At 63.0% G+C, this 17273-nt stretch carries 16 protein-coding genes; 6 read left to right on the forward strand and 10 right to left on the reverse strand.

From position 1 onward, the window contains the following. Positions 1-97 precede the first annotated feature (97 nt). On the forward strand, positions 98-2038 hold the full coding sequence (locus BUC08_RS06865) for an AsmA family protein (protein ID WP_037925186.1): 1941 nt from the start codon (positions 98-100) through the stop codon (positions 2036-2038). A gap of 84 nt (positions 2039-2122) precedes the next feature. On the opposite strand, the gene kdsA is transcribed toward BUC08_RS06865, so the two are convergent. From kdsA to BUC08_RS06900, 7 genes are all read right to left on the reverse strand, one after another. Further along, positions 2123-2956 (reverse strand): 3-deoxy-8-phosphooctulonate synthase, encoded by an 834-nt coding sequence (gene kdsA, locus BUC08_RS06870; RefSeq protein WP_037925189.1) that lies wholly within the window; start codon positions 2954-2956, stop codon positions 2123-2125. After that, positions 2953-4767 carry a KpsE/RkpR family capsule polysaccharide export protein gene (locus BUC08_RS06875; RefSeq protein ID WP_037925192.1) on the reverse strand — a complete coding sequence of 605 codons (1815 nt, stop codon included), beginning with the start codon at positions 4765-4767 and terminating at the stop codon, positions 2953-2955. The genes kdsA and BUC08_RS06875 overlap by 4 nt, the downstream gene beginning before the upstream one ends. After that, the gene (locus BUC08_RS06880) at positions 4745-5404 is read right to left on the reverse strand and encodes an ABC transporter ATP-binding protein (protein WP_028954810.1); all 660 of its coding nucleotides are present in this window, start codon (positions 5402-5404) and stop codon (positions 4745-4747) included. The genes BUC08_RS06875 and BUC08_RS06880 overlap by 23 nt, the downstream gene beginning before the upstream one ends. Positions 5405-5613: 209 nt before the next feature. Beyond that, a complete protein-coding gene (locus BUC08_RS06885; protein WP_037925194.1) occupies positions 5614-6879 on the reverse strand; it encodes a Na+/H+ antiporter NhaA in 1266 nt (421 codons plus the stop codon). Between the two features lie 116 nt (positions 6880-6995). Then, on the reverse strand, positions 6996-7502 hold the full coding sequence (locus BUC08_RS06890; RefSeq protein ID WP_037925197.1) for a DUF2867 domain-containing protein: 507 nt from the start codon (positions 7500-7502) through the stop codon (positions 6996-6998). A gap of 66 nt (positions 7503-7568) precedes the next feature. Continuing rightward, positions 7569-8612, reverse strand: a complete 1044-nt coding sequence (locus BUC08_RS06895) for a permease (protein ID WP_037925199.1) — start codon at positions 8610-8612, stop codon at positions 7569-7571. After that, positions 8605-8964, reverse strand: a complete 360-nt coding sequence (locus BUC08_RS06900; protein ID WP_037925201.1) for an ArsR/SmtB family transcription factor — start codon at positions 8962-8964, stop codon at positions 8605-8607. Before BUC08_RS06900 ends, BUC08_RS06895 begins: the two co-directional genes overlap by 8 nt. A 111-nt stretch (positions 8965-9075) precedes the next feature. Here BUC08_RS06900 and BUC08_RS06905 point away from each other — a divergent pair, with 111 nt between their 5' ends. From BUC08_RS06905 to BUC08_RS06925, 5 genes are all read left to right on the forward strand, one after another. Next, complete coding sequence (locus tag BUC08_RS06905) at positions 9076-9657, forward strand: uracil-DNA glycosylase family protein (protein WP_037925202.1); 582 nt, start codon at positions 9076-9078, stop codon at positions 9655-9657. After that, complete coding sequence (locus tag BUC08_RS06910) at positions 9654-10445, forward strand: SseB family protein (RefSeq protein ID WP_037925205.1); 792 nt, start codon at positions 9654-9656, stop codon at positions 10443-10445. The genes BUC08_RS06905 and BUC08_RS06910 overlap by 4 nt, the downstream gene beginning before the upstream one ends. Positions 10446-10602: 157 nt before the next feature. Continuing rightward, entirely contained in the window at positions 10603-11118 is a 516-nt protein-coding gene (locus tag BUC08_RS06915; RefSeq protein ID WP_037925207.1) for a YHS domain-containing (seleno)protein, read from the forward strand. Positions 11119-11205: 87 nt separating this feature from the next. Then, positions 11206-11673 carry a rhodanese-like domain-containing protein gene (locus tag BUC08_RS06920; RefSeq protein ID WP_037925209.1) on the forward strand — a complete coding sequence of 156 codons (468 nt, stop codon included), beginning with the start codon at positions 11206-11208 and terminating at the stop codon, positions 11671-11673. Positions 11674-11718: 45 nt separating this feature from the next. Further along, on the forward strand, positions 11719-12558 hold the full coding sequence (locus BUC08_RS06925; protein WP_051694217.1) for a CE1 family esterase: 840 nt from the start codon (positions 11719-11721) through the stop codon (positions 12556-12558). A 44-nt stretch (positions 12559-12602) separates the two neighbouring features. Here BUC08_RS06925 and mdoH read toward each other — a convergent pair whose 3' ends face one another. Genes mdoH through BUC08_RS06940 form a run of 3 tightly spaced genes read right to left on the reverse strand, consistent with a single transcriptional unit; the run spans position 12603 to position 17268 of the window. Then, entirely contained in the window at positions 12603-14456 is a 1854-nt protein-coding gene (gene mdoH, locus BUC08_RS06930) for a glucans biosynthesis glucosyltransferase MdoH (RefSeq protein WP_037925212.1), read from the reverse strand. Continuing rightward, entirely contained in the window at positions 14453-15982 is a 1530-nt protein-coding gene (locus tag BUC08_RS06935) for an OpgD/OpgG family glucan biosynthesis protein (RefSeq protein ID WP_037925609.1), read from the reverse strand. The genes mdoH and BUC08_RS06935 overlap by 4 nt, the downstream gene beginning before the upstream one ends. Next, positions 15982-17268 carry an OpgC family protein gene (locus BUC08_RS06940; RefSeq protein WP_224769727.1) on the reverse strand — a complete coding sequence of 429 codons (1287 nt, stop codon included), beginning with the start codon at positions 17266-17268 and terminating at the stop codon, positions 15982-15984. The genes BUC08_RS06935 and BUC08_RS06940 overlap by 1 nt, the downstream gene beginning before the upstream one ends. Between the last annotated feature and the right edge of the window lie 5 nt (positions 17269-17273).

Consider the following 17273-nt stretch of genomic DNA (forward strand, 5'->3'; position numbering starts at 1 on the left):
CTTTAGTGCAACCGGTGCGCGGCGGAAAGGGTTCTTGATTGAGAATGGGCAGCAAGACGCGTAGCTATTGGGTGTGGATTGGCGGAGGATATCTAGCATGAAATGGATCGGGCGTCTGATCGGATTGATCGTTTTGATCGTGGTTGTGGCCGGTGTGTCGCTGTTTTTCCTGCCTGCCGACCGGATCGCGCGCATCGCCGCCGACCAGATCCGCAATGCCACCGGGCGCGATGTGACCATTTCGGGCGATGTGTCGCTGTCGATCTGGCCGGTGCTGGGGGCCTCGGTGGGCAGTATCGAGATCGGCAACGCGAAATGGTCCGAACAGGGGCCGATGCTGACCGCGCAAAACGCAGCCATCGGTGTCGATGCCGCGGCGCTGCTGTCGGGCGAGATCCGCATCACCAACATTGCCGCCACCAGCCCCACGATCCGGTTGGAACAACGCAAGGATGGCCGCGCCAGCTGGCAGTTCACCGATGCCTCGGGGGCCGCGACGATTGAAACGCAAACCTCGCCCGACACCGCACCGCGCCCGTTCTCGATCCAGAAGATGAACATCACCGACGCCACGCTGATCTATGACGCCGAAGGCGCGGACCTGGTGCAATACGAGGGCGTTGACCTCGCGCTGGACTGGCCGGAGCGTGCAGGCTCTGCCGACATCCGGGCCACCGTTCGCCCCGCGGGCGAGGCGGTAAAGGTCAACGCCACAATCGGCACTTTTGCCGGGTTCCTTGCAGGGCAGGTGCAACCCGTAACGCTGCAACTGAGCGCAGGAAATGGCACCGCATCCTTGGACGGACGCGCCAGCACGGCGGGCGAGGTTGCGGGCAAGCTGACACTTGACGTGCCGGACACGAGCGCATTCATGCAGGCGCTTGGCGCGGGCGCGGTGGAGTTGCCGCAAGGGCTGGGCCGCAGCATCGACATGACGTCCGACGTCACGCTGACCAAGGACCGCCGCCTGTCCCTGCGCGAGCTTGTGGCCGACCTTGGTGGAAACAGGCTGACAGGCGCGGCAGACATTGGCCTGAACGGGACGCCGCAGGTAAACGCGCAACTGAACGCGGGCGCGCTGGACCTGACAGGTATGACGGGCAGCGGTGAGAACAGCCCGGGCGGCACCATTACCTCTGCGACAGGGGCTGCAACAGCGGGCTGGCCCAAGGACCGGATTGACGCCTCGGGCCTTGCTGCGTTCAACGGTGAAATTGCCTTGCGTGCCAGTTCGGTTGACCTTGGCAGCTTCAAGCTGGGCGCGACGCGCGCGCTTTTGACCAATGACAACTCGCGTGCGGTCTTTGACCTGCGCGAGGTTGATGCCTACGAGGGCACGATCACGGGGCAGTTCATCATGAACAACCGCTCTGGCCTGTCCGTGGGAGGCAAGCTGTTTGCCAATGGCATCTCGATGCAGCCTCTGCTGAACGACGCTCTGGGCCTGACCCGCCTGACGGGTGGCGCCGATGCCGAGCTGAACTTTCTGGGATCGGGGAATTCGGTGGATGCGATCATGAAATCGCTGTCGGGGTCGGGCGCCATTGCCATCGGCAAGGGCACCATTCAGGGGATCGACTTGGACAAACTGATGCGTTCGGGGGCCACGGGCAGTGGCACGACCGTGTTCGACAGTCTCGGGGCGACATTCAACATGGAAGCGGGCAACATCCGCAACGACGACCTGCTTTTCACCCTTGCCAGCTATCAGGCACGCGGCAAGGGGCGCATCGGGTTGGGGCAGCAGGACATGGACTATACCTTTACCCCCATCGCCCTGAACGCCAACGAAGGCAACGGCATCGCCATTCCCGTGCGGATCACCGGCCCGTGGTCCGACCTGCGTATCATCCCCGACATCGAGGCCGCGATTGACCTGAACCTGGGCGCGAAAAAGGAAGAGCTGAAAGACGCAGCCGAGGCCAAGCTGAAGGAAGCGGTTGAAAAGAAGCTGGGCGTAAAAGCCGAAGAGGGTGAAAGCGTCGAGGACGCGGCGAAAAAGAAGATCGCCAAGGAGTTGCTGAAAATCTTTGAATAGCGTGTTTCGCGTCCGCTTTGAGACGCGAAACACCTTTTCAGCGGATTCTTTCAGCCGCGCACACCCCAGCCAGAAGCAGGGGGCTTACAGGATGACCGGGTTGGCCTTGGCCACGGCGTCAAGTTGCATCAGCACCTCGATCAGCTTTGGCATATCTTGCAGATAGATCATGTTCGGCCCATCGCTGGGCGCGTTGTCGGGGTCGTCGTGGGTTTCGATGAACACCGCACCGACGCCCAGAGCCACGGCGGCGCGGGCCATGACCGGCGCAAATTCGCGCTGGCCGCCGCTTGATCCGCCTTGTCCGCCCGGTTGTTGAACCGAGTGCGTGGCGTCCATCACCACAGGGTAACCCGTCTGTGCCATCTGCGGCAGGCTGCGCATGTCGGCCACAAGGGCGTTATAGCCGAACGTGGTGCCCCGCTCTGTCAGCAGAATGCGTCTGTTGCCGGTGCTTTCGATCTTGGTCACGATATTGGGCATTTCCCACGGGGCCAGGAATTGACCCTTTTTGACGTTGATCGCCGCACCTGTGTTGCCTGCGGCCAGCAGCATGTCGGTCTGGCGACACAGGAAGGCCGGGATTTGCAGGATGTCGGCGACTTCGGCCGCAATGGCGCACTGGCTTTCGGAATGCACATCGGTCAGCACCGGCACGCCGATGGCCTTGCCCACTGATTGCAGTGCCTTCAGCCCGGCGTCGATGCCCATGCCACGCACGCCGGACAGCGACGTGCGGTTGGCCTTGTCGTAGGACGCCTTGAACACATACTGCGCACCGACGGCGTCACAGGCCTCTTTCATCTTGCCCGCAATCATCTGCGCGTGGTCGACGCTTTCCAGCTGACAGGGTCCGGCGATCAGGGTCAGCGGAAGATCGTTGCCGATGGTCAGGTCGGCGACTTTTACATGGGTCATGAGGTTACCTGTTCGCGAAGGATGGATGCGGTGAGAGAGATCATCAGGTAGATGCCCGCGAAAATCAGGAATGCCAAGACCGTGTTCTCGAACTTGCGTGGATAGGTCGGTTCCTGGCTTGCCACCGGTTGGACGGCCACGGTCAGATAGCGCACCTGCCGCGAGGCTTCGACGCGGCTTTGTTCCATCTGTTGCAGCGCCGATTGCAGCATCATGTCGCGGCTGGCAAGGTCAGCCTGCGCCAGTTGCAGGTTGACCGCCATCTGTGCCAGCGAGTTTTCACCCTCGGAGGCTTCGTTCATCCGTTGGTTCAATTTGGCCAACTGGTCCTGCAGACGACGGATGTCGCCCTTGACGCCGTCCAGCCGGGCTTGGTTGGGGCGGGCGTTGTCTTCGAGGGCGGCCAGTTCCAGCTCTTTTTCCAGCAAGAGGGTTTCATAGTTGGTGATCTGCGTGCGCAAGGCCGCGATCACCGCCTGCGGGTCAAGCGTGCTGCTTTCCACCTGCAGCTTGACCAGCGCCTCTTGGGCTGCGCGCCGTTCGGCTTCGGCTTTCTCGAATCCCTCGCGGGCGTCTTTCATCTGGTCTTCGCGTTTTTGCTGGCTCAGGTTGTTGACCCGCTGTTCGGCATAGCTGATCAGCCGTCGCGCGAATTCCGCCGACACTTCCGGCTCGGCGGCGACCACTTCCAGGCGGATCATGCCCTCGGTCGGGTCATAGCCGATTTTCACGTTTTTCTTGTAGACCTTATAGGCTTCTTCATTGGTCGGGTCGGTGTTCAGACGCTGGATCGGGTCGATCCAGTCCTGCGTGAAATGAGCCTTGAAGCCCAGGTCGTCATCCAGCCGCAGCATCGCATCCTTGGACTGCAGGTAGCCCTGCGTCGCGATGGCGTCCGAGTTGGTGGCAAACTGGGTTGGCAACAGCCCACCCAAGGGACCGGCACCGCCGCTGCCTTCGTTCTGAATGATCAGAAAGTCGGCCTTGGTCGCGTACATCGGGGTGGCGATCTGGTAGAAATACCAACCGGCCAAAAATGTTGGCAGAGCGACAAAGAACGCCAGCCGCACCAGCAGAAGACCCAGCTTCTTGCGGCGGCGTTTGCCGATGTCACGCTGGATCTGCGAGATTTCCTTTACGCGCTTCTCTGCCGGGCTCAGCTCGGTCGAGGGCAGGTTCATGCGCCCCGCAGGCACGGTTTGCGGCAACTGGTGGCGATTCTGGTCGGTGCGTGCGGGCAGGTTTTCAAAGCCGTCCGGCTCGCCCGGTTGGCGGCCGCCATCGCTGGGCACCACAAGATCCAGCATGTTCGACCGCTGGAAGGGGTCGATGCCTTCGGCGCGCAGCAGGCGCACGGCATCAAAATCGGATGTGGGCGCAAGCCCGTGCTTTTGCGCCACGCGCCGCGCCATGCGCAGCTGCCGGCCTGTCAGGCCTTCGTGGCGGATCGCGTCCATGTCGTTTTCGCCTGCAACCTCATGGGCCGAAGACACTTCTCCCTGCCGCAGCTGCGGCTGTTCGGGCTGCGGCTGTTCCGGGCGCGCAGCGGCCTGCGGCTCTTGTGGTTGTTGCGGACGCGGCTGTTGTGGCGGGGCCGACTGTTGTGCCGGGGCCGGGCGCTCTGACGGGGCAGAGGGGCGGGGCGTTGGGGAAGACGCAGCAACCGTCGGTCGCGGGGTGGCAGCAGCCGAAGGGTCACCAACAGGGCGCAGCGGCGCAGAGGCCGCCGGCGTGGCGCTTTCGGATGTGCCACTCAACTGCGGCGTTGTCCGCTTGATGCGGAACTTTCTAGCCTTTGGTTTGGTAGTCATAAAGCCTTTTCGCCTCTTCCAGCGTATCGAACATATGCAATTGTCCATCCAGCAGCACGGCGGCGGAACGGGCGAATTTCTCTAGCGTCTGTGCCTGGTGGGACACGATAATGATCGTCGTGGTGCGCAGCCGTTCTTCCAGTATCTGGCCTGCCTTCCGGTTGAACTCGACATCGGTGGACCCCGGCATACCTTCGTCGATCAGATAGATATCAAAGTCCAGTGCCAGCATCAGTGCAAATGAAAACCGTCCGCGCATACCGGATGAATATGTGCCCAGCGGCTGGTCGAAATATTCGCCCAGGTTGCACAGCCAGCGGCAGAAGCTTTCGACATAATCCGGGTCCAGGCCGTACAGCCGCGCGATGTAGCGTGCGTTTTCCATGGCCGACACCTTTGGCACGACACCGCCCATGAAACCCAGCGGAAACGAGATGTTGCAGCCGCGCCGGATTTCCCCTTCGTCGGGTTTTTCCAGCCCAGCCATCATGTTGATCAGCGTTGTCTTGCCCGTGCCGTTCGGCGCAAGAATGCCCAGCGAGTTGCCCAGATCGACGCGAAACGACACGCGGTCCAGGATCACCTTGCGATGACTGCCCGTCCAGAAGGACTTGCTGACATTTTCAAACTCTAGCATCGCCTGCTCCGGTCACGTGGCTCCGGCTGGAGAACGTCCCCTTATTTGGTCACGCCCATCCCTCATTAGCAGAGGGTTGAGGACGATTTAACCACAGATTTTGGCCACATTATGTCGTGAAGCATAACAAAAGTATACTTCAAGAGTGGATTGTCCCTTCGCGTGCAACCCGACCAGAGAAGCCTGGCGAAGCCGCGAAGGAAGTGAACTTACATCTGTTGTTTCTGAACCCGCAGCAGTTTGCCTGCCATGATGCTGATGACCGCGGCGGCAAAGCTGAACAGCGCACCCATCTTGGCAGCGTCCTGCACAGGGCCTGCGTCAAATGCCACGGCGGCAATGAACAGCGACACGGTAAAGCCGATGGCTGCCACACAGCCGACCACCAGAAGGTCAATGATGCGCATGCCTTCGGGAATGCCCAGCCCCAGCGGCCGCGCGGCAATCCAACCGAACAGGAAGATCCCCGCTGGCTTGCCCAGGAGCAGACCGAACAGCACCAGCCACGTGGCCTCGCCGATCGAACTGAACGCGACGCCCGCATTCAGCAGGCCAAAGAAGAACAGGATGATCTCGACGGGATGTTTCAACGCATGTTCCATCTGGTTGAGCAGGTCGGTCAGATACTGCTCGGCCTCGGAGAACAGCCCGAAGGCGCGGTCGGCATGTGGGATGGTCGGCACGATGGGCAGCAGACCAAGCGCCGGGTGCAGGCCTGCGGCCATAAACCCGTACCAGCTGGCGCAGCCTGCCAGCAGATAGGGGATAAAGGTCAGCTTTGTGCGCACCCACGTCGACACCGGGCGGTTCTGATTGCCGCGATCTATCCTGCGGGGCAGCCAGTTGAACAGCAAGAACACCCCAACCGCAGCCACCAGCGACAGCAGCAGCCATTCAGGAGCCAGATGGCCGCTGGGATAGAACACCGCCAGAATGATCAGCCCTGCCGCGTCGTCGGCAATGGCCAACAGCAACAGGAAGCGCACCGCAGGGTGACCCGCGCCAAAGACGATGCGCCCGACCAGGTAGCTGAAGGCGATGTCGGTGGCGGTGGGAATGGCCCAGCCGTTGGCCACCGCGTCAAAGGTGGATGATCCGATGATCATTGCCAGACCCAGGTACACCGTCACCGGTCCCAGCATTCCGCCCAGCGTAGCAATCAAGGGCGTTGCCGCCTTTTTCCCGCGCAGCGATCCGTTTCGCAGGATCACCGCTTCCCACACTTCCTTGGCCGCGATGGCAAAGAACAGCGCCATCAGCAGATCGTTCACAAGATAGTGCAGGGTCAGGGTGCGATAGGCTTCGTGGTCGTCCGCTGCGGGGTGCAGGTGACCGATGGGCGCGTGATCCCACAGTGCGAGGTGGATAAAGTGGTGATAGCTGTCCGCGTCGATGTTTGCCCAAACCAGCGCGATGAGCGCGCCGACTATCAACAACAGGGAATAGTTGGTCAGAAAACTCCAGACGCGGTACATGAGACCTCCACCACCTGACTTATCTCAATGCCTTAACCGATTGTAAATTTGTGAGCAATGCGAGGGCGTTGATCAGGTGGTGGGTTCCATCCCCCCTGCGTGGTGGGGTTTTGGATTCAGGCCGCAAGGGTCTGCCGCAAGTGTTTCAACATACCGCGTACGATCCATTTGTGGGCGATGCCCACAGGGATCATGTAAAGCGTTCCGAACAGGTTGTGCACCCGCACCGACGAGGTCACGGCCACGCTGTGTTCCCCGGTCGAAATGCAGGTCATCACATCAAGATGGCGGTCGCGTTCTGGCAGCACCAGGGTTTGTGTATCGACATTTTCCACAAGGAGAAAATCCAGTTCCACAAGGAGAAAATCCAGCGTGTCGCCTGAAACCACCTGCTGGGTCTGCCGTCCGCTAAAGCCGCCGATCTTCCTGACGCCGAAGCATGAGGACACCGTATCGCGCACCTGAAAGGCAAGCCGCAACAGCGGCTGTGGCTGCGACATGATGATGTTCCACGCCTCAAGCGGGCTGATTTCGCGCGCCACTTCAATGCTTTGCGTGTCGAAAAAGCTTAGCTCAGAGACCGGCTCAAGAATGCGGATGTTGCTGTCGGGTAGGCTGATCATGCATCAACCTACCCAATTGGTTTTGGCCTGCGGTATGCGCCAGATGCGCACATCGGCGGAATGGAATTAGGCCACGGCCTGCCAGATCACCCCGGCCAGCATCGCGCCCGTGATGGCAAAGCCCAGATAGGCCGCAAAGACCCGTGGCTTGACCAGCGCCCAGACCGCAATGGCCGCGGGAATGCAACTGACCCCGCCCGCAATCACGAAGGACATCGCGGCCCCCTGCGTCATGCCCTGCGCCAGCAGCGCATCGACCAGGGGCACGGCGGCGTAGCCGTTCAGATAGGCCGGTGCACCGACCAGCGCCCCCAGCAGGATCGGGCCCAGGCCGGTGCCACCCAGCAGCCCCGCAATCCACTCTGCAGGCACATAGTGCAGCATCAGCGCCTCGATCACATAGGCCAGCGTCAGCCATTTCAGCAAGAACAGCCCGTTGTCCAGCGCCGCCTCGCGGAACGTGTCGCGCCGCGCGTCTTGGGTCCAGAATTTCCAGACCGGTGCACCCGAGAACGGCTTTTTCACGCCACAGCAGCCACCCACCGCAGGCCGTTCGCGCAGCGGTTCGGCAAAGATCGGCGAGCGTGCCAGCGCCCAGGTGCCAAAGCCCCCCAACAGCCCCAGGCCGACCGCCGCCAACGTCTTAGCCAGTGCAAATTCAAAGCCCAGCGTGCCTGACGTGATGGCAAACATGGCTGGGTCCATCAGGGGGGAGGCCAGCCAAAAGGCCATGACCGCGCCCAGCGGCGCACCAACGGCCAGCAGGGCCGCGATGAACGGGATCACCTGACAGCTGCAAAACGGTGACAGCCCGCCCAGCAGCGCCGCCATCACGATCATCCGCGCGGTGTTGCCCTCAAAGGCCTTGGCCAACAGGGTTTCGGCTCCGCTGGCCTTCAGATAGGCCACTGCAAGCACCGCAAACAGGATAAACGGAGCTGTGCCCAGCAGGGCTTGGGCCGCAAAGATCACCGTCGGCCCGAATTGCGGCCAATCCACAAGCGCCACCAGAGCCAGCAGCAGCAGGGTGGCCCCCCATGCGCCGCGGAATTTTTGCAACCAGCGGCGCGCCGGATGTAGGGCAGCAGTGTTTTGGGTCAGATCAGCCATGGTCGTGGTCCTTGGTCAGGGTTGCACAATCCGCGCAACATTCATTCAGCAGAAATTCCGACAGATGCCGCACGGTGTCATAGGCAACGGCGGCGCAGATGATCGACCGGCCCTGACGCGCCTGGGTCACCAGACCGGCCTGCGCCAATACCTTGACGTGATGGGTCAGCGTGCTGCCGGTCACGCCCGTGCGCTCGCCCAAGGTGCCGATACTCAGCCCCTCGGGCCCGGCCCGCACCAGCGTGCGCAGCACGCTCAGGCGTTGTTCGGACCCCAGCGCGGCAAAGCTGCTGGCGGCAAGCGTCAGGTCCAGGTCATCGGTGAGGGCGGGGATATGCGAATCTATTTTCATATTTCTAGAATTATAGAAATGTTTTCGCGCCGCCAAGCTTTATTTCGATATATCTCGAAATGAGGGTGCGGGCGGCTTGCCCGCAGGCGCACAGCGCCTATACCAATCCTCATGGCCATCACTGACGACATCGCGGCTTGCACCATCTGTTCGGGGCGGTTCGCCGCCACCGCCACCGGTCACCACCCCCGTCCGGTGGTCTGGTTCGATGCGGGCGCGCGTATCCTTGTGGCGGGACAGGCACCGGGCGCGCGGGTCCATGCGTCGGGCAAGCCGTTCGACGACCCTTCGGGCGACCGGTTGCGCGACTGGATGGGGATCGACCGTGCCACGTTTTACGACATGACCCGGATCGCCGTGCTGCCCATGGCCTTCTGTTTCCCGGGTTACAACGCGCAGGGGGCCGACCTGCCGCCGCCGCCGGTCTGTCACAAGACGTGGCGGGCGGGGGCAATGGCGCATATCGGCCCTGTGCCCCTGACCCTGCTGATCGGCGGCTATGCGCAGAAATGGCACCTTGGCACCCGCACGTCCGTCACGGACACGGTGGCCGACTGGCGCTCCCATGCGCCCGCCGTCTTTCCCCTGCCGCATCCGTCGTGGCGCAACACCGGCTGGCTGCGCAAAAATCCGTGGTTTGAAACCGACCTCTTGCCAGCGCTACGTGAAGCGGTCCAAAAGGCGCTGACATGACAGAACATACACCCATCGACGCCGCCCACGCGGCCATGACCGCAGCGCCGGATGACGACACCGCCCGCCTGCGGTTCTACGAACGCCTTGCCGCCAGCGAGCTTTACGTCCTGCTAGAGGGCGTGGCCGACGGCGACAGGATCACCCCGCATCTGTTCGAGGCCGAAGGCACGCAATACGTGCTCGCCTTTGACCGCGAGGAACGTCTGGCCGGTTTCGCAGGCCCCGCAGCGCCCTATGCGGCCCTCTCGGGCCGCGTGACGGCAGGGCTGCTGGCAGCCAACACCCTTGGCCTTGGCCTGAACCTCGAAGTGGCGCCCTCCGCGATCCTCTTGCCGCCCGATGCGATGGCATGGCTGGACAATACGCTGGGCAATGCGCCGCAGGATGTCGAGGCAAAGATCGAAAGTCTGACCGCCCCCAGGGGCCTGCCTGACAGCCTGATCGCGGCGATCGACGAAAAGCTGGCCACCGCCACCGGCCTTGCCCGTTATGCCTGTCTGGTGGGGGTAACCTATGCGGGGGGCGGAACGGGTCACATGCTGGGCTTTGTCGGCGCGGTGCCCCATGCGGAAAGCGCGCTGGCCCAGGTCGCCTCCGAAGCGCTCACCTTTTCGGGGATCGAAGCGGGGGCGATGGATGTGGCGTTCTTCCGCGCGGACGATCCCATGGCCGAACGTCTGGCCCGCACCGGCCTGCGGTTCGACCTGCCGCAGCCCGAGGACCTGTCCGAACGCACCCGCCCTGCACCCGGTTCGGACCCCGACAAACCGCCGATCCTGAAATAATCGCGGACATTCCGGCGCGGACCACTGCGTCGGATTGCAACAATTCCTGTTTTTGTTCACGAAAACCCCGCCACGGTGTCACAACCCCGTCAGGCGGGATGCTTTGCGCCGCGTTCTGTGGCTTTCTTTGTACATTCGCCGCGCAAAGGACGTGCATATGACCCGTTTCAGCCTTGTCACAATTGCCCTGATCACCGCCCTGGCAACCTCGGCCATTGCCGGTCCGCAATACGTCGACCGGACCGGCTTTGCCGTCTCGGGCTATGACGTGGTGGCCTATTTCGATCTGGATCAAAGCCCCGTCGGCACTGAACAACCCGCCGCCGTTCCGGGCCGTGCCGACATTACCGCCGAATACAACGGTGCGACCTTCGCCTTTGCCTCACAGGCCAACCGCAGCCGCTTTCTGGAAAACCCTGCGGCCTTTGCGCCGCAATACGACGGACACTGCGCCTATGGCGTGGCGCAGGGCGGCAAGGTTCCGGCCAACCCGAATCTGTGGCGGATCGTGGACGGCAAGCTTTATCTGAACATCACCCAAGACGTGGTGGGCTTTTGGGAAAACGACATTCCCGGCAACCTGTCCTCAAGCACTGCCAACTGGGTGTCTTTGGACTCGAAACCAGCCTCGCGCAGCCGCATTCCCAAATTCAAATCCACCGCCCCGAACTAGGGTTACACCTTCATCTTGCCTGATAAACTCCGGGGGAGGCGCACAGCGCCGGGGGCAGAGCCCCATTCTGCAGACCCGAAAGACGCGATGACACAGCCCGGTTCCCGCATAACCCGTCGCCGCCTGGCAGGCCTTGGCACCGCTGCCGTCCTGACCGGCAGCGCAATCTATGGTGCAGGGTGGTACAACATCACAGCGCGCAACGACGCCACCACCCTGACGCCGCCGCAGGCCCATGCGCGGGCGACGGCGGGCCAATTGCTGCTGGTTGACATCCGCCGCCCCGACGAATGGGCCCTGACCGGCGTGGGGCAGGGCGCGCATCCGCTGGACATGCGGCGTGACGACTTTGCCGCCGCGCTCGGCACCCTTGTGCAAGGCACCCCCGACAGGCCCGTCGCGCTGATCTGCGCGCGGGGTGTGCGGTCGCGGTTCATGGTGCGCAAGATGCTACAGGCCGGGTTCCGCACGGTTCTGGATGTGCCTGAAGGGATGCTCGGGTCTGGCGCCGGGCCGGGCTGGATCAAGCGCGGGCTACCTGTCACGCAGCTGTGAGGGACCCCCCTTGGCGCGAAGCATCCGTTCAGGCAGCATCATCCCATGAAAGCCATGCACCGTCTCTGCGCCACCCTTGTCCTGCTAGCGACTGCACAGACGGCGGCTGCCGACTGTGGCGACGCGCCCGGCCCCTGTGAGATCGAAAGCGGGACTTATCATGTCATCCTGCCCGACGGCCCACCCAAGGGCGCGATCATGTTCCTGCACGGATATGGCGGAAACGGCTTGGGCAGTCTTGGGCGGAACGGCTGGGCGGGCACGGCGCTTGCGCGGGGCTATGCGGTGATCGGGCCGGATGGTGATCCGATGGAGGGCCGCGAGGGCCGCAGCTGGTCTTTTCATCCCAACCGCCCCGAGGTCCGCGACGAGACGGCCTTTCTGACCGCCGTGCGCGACGACGCGGCTGCGCGCTTTGGCCTTGATGCGGACAGTATGGTGCTTGCAGGCTTCTCCATCGGCGGCTCGATGACCCATTACCTTGCCTGTGCCGCGCCGCAGGCTTTTGCCGCCTATATGCCTGTCGGCGGTGCCTTTTGGCGACCGCATCCCGAAACCTGCGCCGGTCCGGTCAAGCTGTTGCACACCCACGGCTGGACCGACACCACCGTGCCGCTGGAAGGGCGTGTGATCGGCGGGCGCGACGTGAACGATCCGCAGGCTTTCGTGCAGGGCGATGTTTTTTATGCGATGCAGCTCTGGAGGCAGGTCAACGGCTGCGTGCAGCTGGCCCCCGACCGCTTTGTTGCCGATGGCCCCTTTATGCGCCGCGCATGGGACCGTTGCACACCCGGCTCCGCGTTGGAATTTGCGCTGTTTCCCGGCGGGCACCGGGTGCCGGACGGTTGGATCGACATGGCGCTGGACTGGCGCGAAGGGCTGTAAGGGCACAGCGGGGCGCAGTCCGATACAGCGCCCCCTGTTGCGCCTTACTCGGCCGCCAGCTTGCTGCCACCTTCCAGGTCGGCCCGCAGTGCCGCACGCAGCACCCGTGCGTGACCCACGATGGCCGGTTCATGCAGCGTCAGGGGGCTGTCCATGCGCAGACCCGCAGGGGCGTGACGTGCAAGGTTCAGCGAGCTGAGCGCCGACAGCGGCACCGCCAGCAGCAGGCTGGCCACAATCGGCACCAGCCACCACGAGATCAACCCCGCGATCAGCCCCACCGACAACAGCACGCCCAGCGTGGTTTCGACCCAGTGGAATTTGATCAGGACAGACAGCGGCTGGCGGGTGCCTTCACGGTTCTGGGGGGCCCAGGCTTCACGTCGCGTGAACAACGCGCGCAGCACCGCTTTGGTTTGCTGGATCATCAGGATCGGGGCATAGGCGACCGACAGCGCCACCTCGGTCAGGAACGCGGTGCCAAAGGCGCGCTTGCCGCCGAACATCCGCACCGCACCGGGGCGCAGGGCAATGACCAGCGCCGAGGTCACCTTGGGCGTCAGCAGCATCGCGTACATGATCACCAGAAAGGCGGCACTGTCGATGTGGCTCATCTCGGGTGGCCACGAGGGGAACAGCGGGTTTGCCTCGTTGAAATAGCGGATCACGTTGGTTTCCGCGTCCTTGCCCAGCAGGGTCCAGAACACCAGCAGCACGAACCACGCAGGGCTCATCAGATAGGCCATCGCGCCCTGGAACAGGTGAAAGCGGCTGACCGGATGCAGCCCCTTGGTGCCCAGCAGGCGCAGATGTTGCAGGTTGCCACGGCACCAGCGGCGGTCGCGCAGGACATAATCGACCAGCGTGCCGGGGGTTTCCTCGAAACTGCCCGCGACACGCGGCAGGAATTTCACGGTCCAGCCTGCACGGCGCAGCAGCGACGCCTCGACAAAGTCGTGGCTCAGGATCAGATCGCGCCCGCCGCGGATGTGCGGCAGGCCTGCGGCGCTGGCAAAAGCCTCGACGCGGATGATCGCGTTGTGGCCCCAATAGTTGCCTTCGGCACGCGCCCAGCGGGCCAGCCCTTCGGCCAGCAACCAGCCATAGGCCATGTTGGAAAACTGCTGGATGCGGGCAAAAACCGTTTCCGCCCCGATCAGTTGTGGAAAGCTTTGGATCAGACCGGCCTGCGGGTCGGCGGCCATTTCGTCGGACAGGCGTACGATGGCGCGGCCTGTCATCAGGCTGTCAGCGTCCAGCACCAGCATCGCGTCATAGGCCGCCCCCCAGCCGGTGATCCAGTCGGACAGGTTGCCCACCTTCTTGTCCACGTTCTGCGCGCGGCGGCGATAATAGACCGACATGCCTTCGGGCACGCTCCGGCGCAATGTCTCAAAGGCCTGCAATTCGCGTTGGGCGATCTCGGGGTTTTGCGTGTCGCTGAGGATGAACAGCGAATAGCTGTGCATCGGGTCGCGCGCGGCCACATCGTTCAGCATGGCGGCGGCGTTGCCAAACACGTCCCAGGTGACCTCGTTATAGACCGGCACCAGCAAGGCCACGTCCATCGGCGCGCCGTACCGCGCGGGAACACGTGCCTCGAACCGGCCAACCAGCGCCACGCCCACGGTGCTGACCGCCAGCGCGACCCAGACAAAGGTCAGGCCGATCATGGCCAGCAGCGCCCATTCCACAAAGCTCATGCCCGCCTGCGCCAGCACACCGTGCAGGCCCCACAGCAGCAGGCCGGTGATGATCAGCGCCGGCGCAAAGACACCCAGCCGCCAACCCGCGCCACCATGCGCGCAAGGACGCCTGCCGGGGGCGCGGCTCAGATCCTGTTCGGGCATGGCCAATGGCGCACGCGATGGCATGTGTGACAGATCGGTCTGTGTCATTTGGAAGTCCAACGGTAGAGCCAAAGCTCGGTCAGGGCGGTGTCGCCCAGCAAAAGTTGCACCCGGAATTCAGCCAGCTTGGCCTCCTCGGGCATAAAGGTGAAGGCAAGGCGCACGCCACCCGTGGCGGGATTGCGTTGCAGATGGCCCTCGGTCACGGTGCCCGCACTGGTCGTCACGACCTTGGTGATCTTTTCCAGATCGTCGGGCAGGTTCGGGCCGGGGCCAAAGTCGATCGCAAAGACGCGCCCACCCTCCGGACGTCCTCCGGAAGCGGTGTTCAGAACACGCATCGGCGCGCTGTCGGTCTCGGGTGCCGTATCGGCGCCCCAGTCCAACTGGTAGGTCATCTGGACCTCGGCCCCTGCGGGGATCACGTCGGCAGGACGCCAATAGGCCACGATGTTGTCGTAGATTTCCAGATCGGCAGGGATTTCGACCAGCGCCACGGACCCTTTGCCCCAGCCTTCGCCAGGGGTGACCCACAGGCTGGGCCGGTTGTGGTAATGCGCCTCAAGGTCGTTGAAATCCTCCAGCTTGCGCTTGCGCTGCATCAGGCCGAACCCCTTGGGGTTCGTGTCCACGAAAGCGCTGATCTGCAAGGTGGTCGGATTGGCCAGGGGACGCCATATGCTTTCGCCACCACCGTTGTGGATCAGCAGCCCGTCGCTGTCATGGACCGCGGGGCGGAAGTCGTCGAACCGCTGGCGTTCGGTATCGTCGAACAGGAACATCGACGTCAGTGGCGCGATGCCGATGTGTTTCAGCTCGGTCCGCGCGAACAGGTGCGCGGCCACGTGCATCCGCAACACCTCGCCCGGGGTGATGTGGAAGGTATAGGCACCGGTCACCGACGGGCTGTCCAGCAGCGCATGCAGCACGATGGTGGCCTCGCCGTGGGCCGGACGTTCCAGCCACAGGCCGATGAAATCGGGGAACTCCTCGCCTTCAGGTTCGCCGGTGTTGACCGCAAGGCCGCGTGCCGACAGGCCATAGGTTTCGCCGGCACCCAGGCCGCGGAAATAGCTGGCGCCCTGGAACACCGCGTATTCCTCGAAAATATCCGGTTTGTGCAACTCGGCGCGCAGACGCAGGCCGCTGTAGCCCAGCGTATCGTCCAGTTCGACATCGGGAAACTTGTCCGTCTTGTCGAAAACATCCATGTCGAACAGCAGGGGACGTGCAATGCCGTCCTCGACCTCGAACATGGCCACGGCCTGCGGGAAATACAGGCCAGGCGGGAACACGTCGACCCGCTGGGGGGCGTCGGTGCCTTCCCACAGGGCGTTGCGCGAATCGAACCAGATCTTGCGATACTGGTCATAAGACAGGTCGCGCCAGCTTTTGGGGATCTTGGGGCGGGGGGTATAGGCTTCGGCCGCCAGCGCGCGGGCACGCTGGATCAGGCTGCGCGGATCGAACCGCGCAGGCGCACCGACCTGCAAGCCGGGCTCATCCGCCCAACCAAGGGTGGGGGTTGCTGCGGCAAAGGCCGCGATCGAGGCTAAAACTTCGCGTCGCAACATCATGCAATCGCCTTCTTCCAAGGCTGGCTCTTGAACCAGCCAGCGCCGTAGGCGGTGGCGACCAGCGCCATGCCCCCGGCAAGATTAATCAAAACAACGGGCAGCGCGCTGCGGTCGGTCAGGTCGATGCCAAAGCCCATCAGCCGCGCGGTGAACATGCTGACCACGAAAACCGCCAGCGACTGCTGGCCAACCTTCAGCACGATGGTCACGAGCAGGCCCCAGGCCCGCGCCAGCACACTTGTGCCGCGTGCCAGAAGCCGCCCGCCCTTGTCCCCCGCGACGACCCATCCAAGATAGGCCAGCGACAGGAAGTGCAGATAGCGCAGCGGCGCAAAAGCGGTCTTGTCGAACCAAGGCGCGTATTCGGCGCGCCAATCCTTGATCCACGGCATGCCAAACTCGCGCACCGCCACATCCGACAGCAGCACACTGCCCAGAACAACAAGCGCTGCAAGTATCACCAGCGTCATCGAAACGGGCGGCTTGGGCAGCCAGCCGCGCATGAAGGCGAAGCCGGTGAAGAAAATCAACTGCCATCCAAACGGGTTGAAAAACCAGATACGGTCACTCCACGGCTCGGCAGGCAGGGCCAAATGCCACGCTCCAAGTCCCACCGAATTCATCCAAGTCTCCTGTGCCATCAACCACACGCAAAGCACGAACGCTGCAACTGCGAAAAGGTTCACTCGCACAAGCAGCATTATGATCGGCATGAACAGCAGAACGACCATATACATAGGCAAAACATCAAAGTAATTGGGCACATAGCGCAAAGTCATAAAGCTGAGAAAAATATTGGGGTTTGCCCATTTTTCGCTCTCTTCAAAGACCGGCCACAGGTTGAGTTGTCCCCAATAGTTGACACCTGTGATCTGAAGATCGGTCATCCAGACGGTCAACGCGACGGTGGCGCAGAACAAACCGACGTGCGCCCAATAGACCTGCCAGACACGAAACAGCACGCGCGCGCTGCCCAACCGCCAGCCTACACGGTCAAACGCGCCGCCAAAGGCGATGGCGCTGGCCATGCCCGAACAGAACACGAAGATCTCGGTCGCGTCGGAAAACCCCAGGCGCCCGGGAATCCAGCCTGCCAGAAAATTGCCGGGTGTGTGGGCGACAAGGATGATGAACATCGCAAGGCCACGGTAAAAATCCAGCCGCAGATCACGCACCCGCGCTGCCGGTTTGGCGCGTATCGGGGCGGTATCGTCCTGGGTGGGGGCAGGGGGGCGTTGAAGGGTCGTGGGCATGGCAGCGGATGCGGTTTCGGAATGGCTCATCCGCG

Origin of the sequence: Pseudosulfitobacter pseudonitzschiae, assembly GCF_900129395.1 — a bacterium.
In the GTDB taxonomy this organism is placed as follows: Bacteria; Pseudomonadota; Alphaproteobacteria; order Rhodobacterales; family Rhodobacteraceae; genus Pseudosulfitobacter; species Pseudosulfitobacter pseudonitzschiae.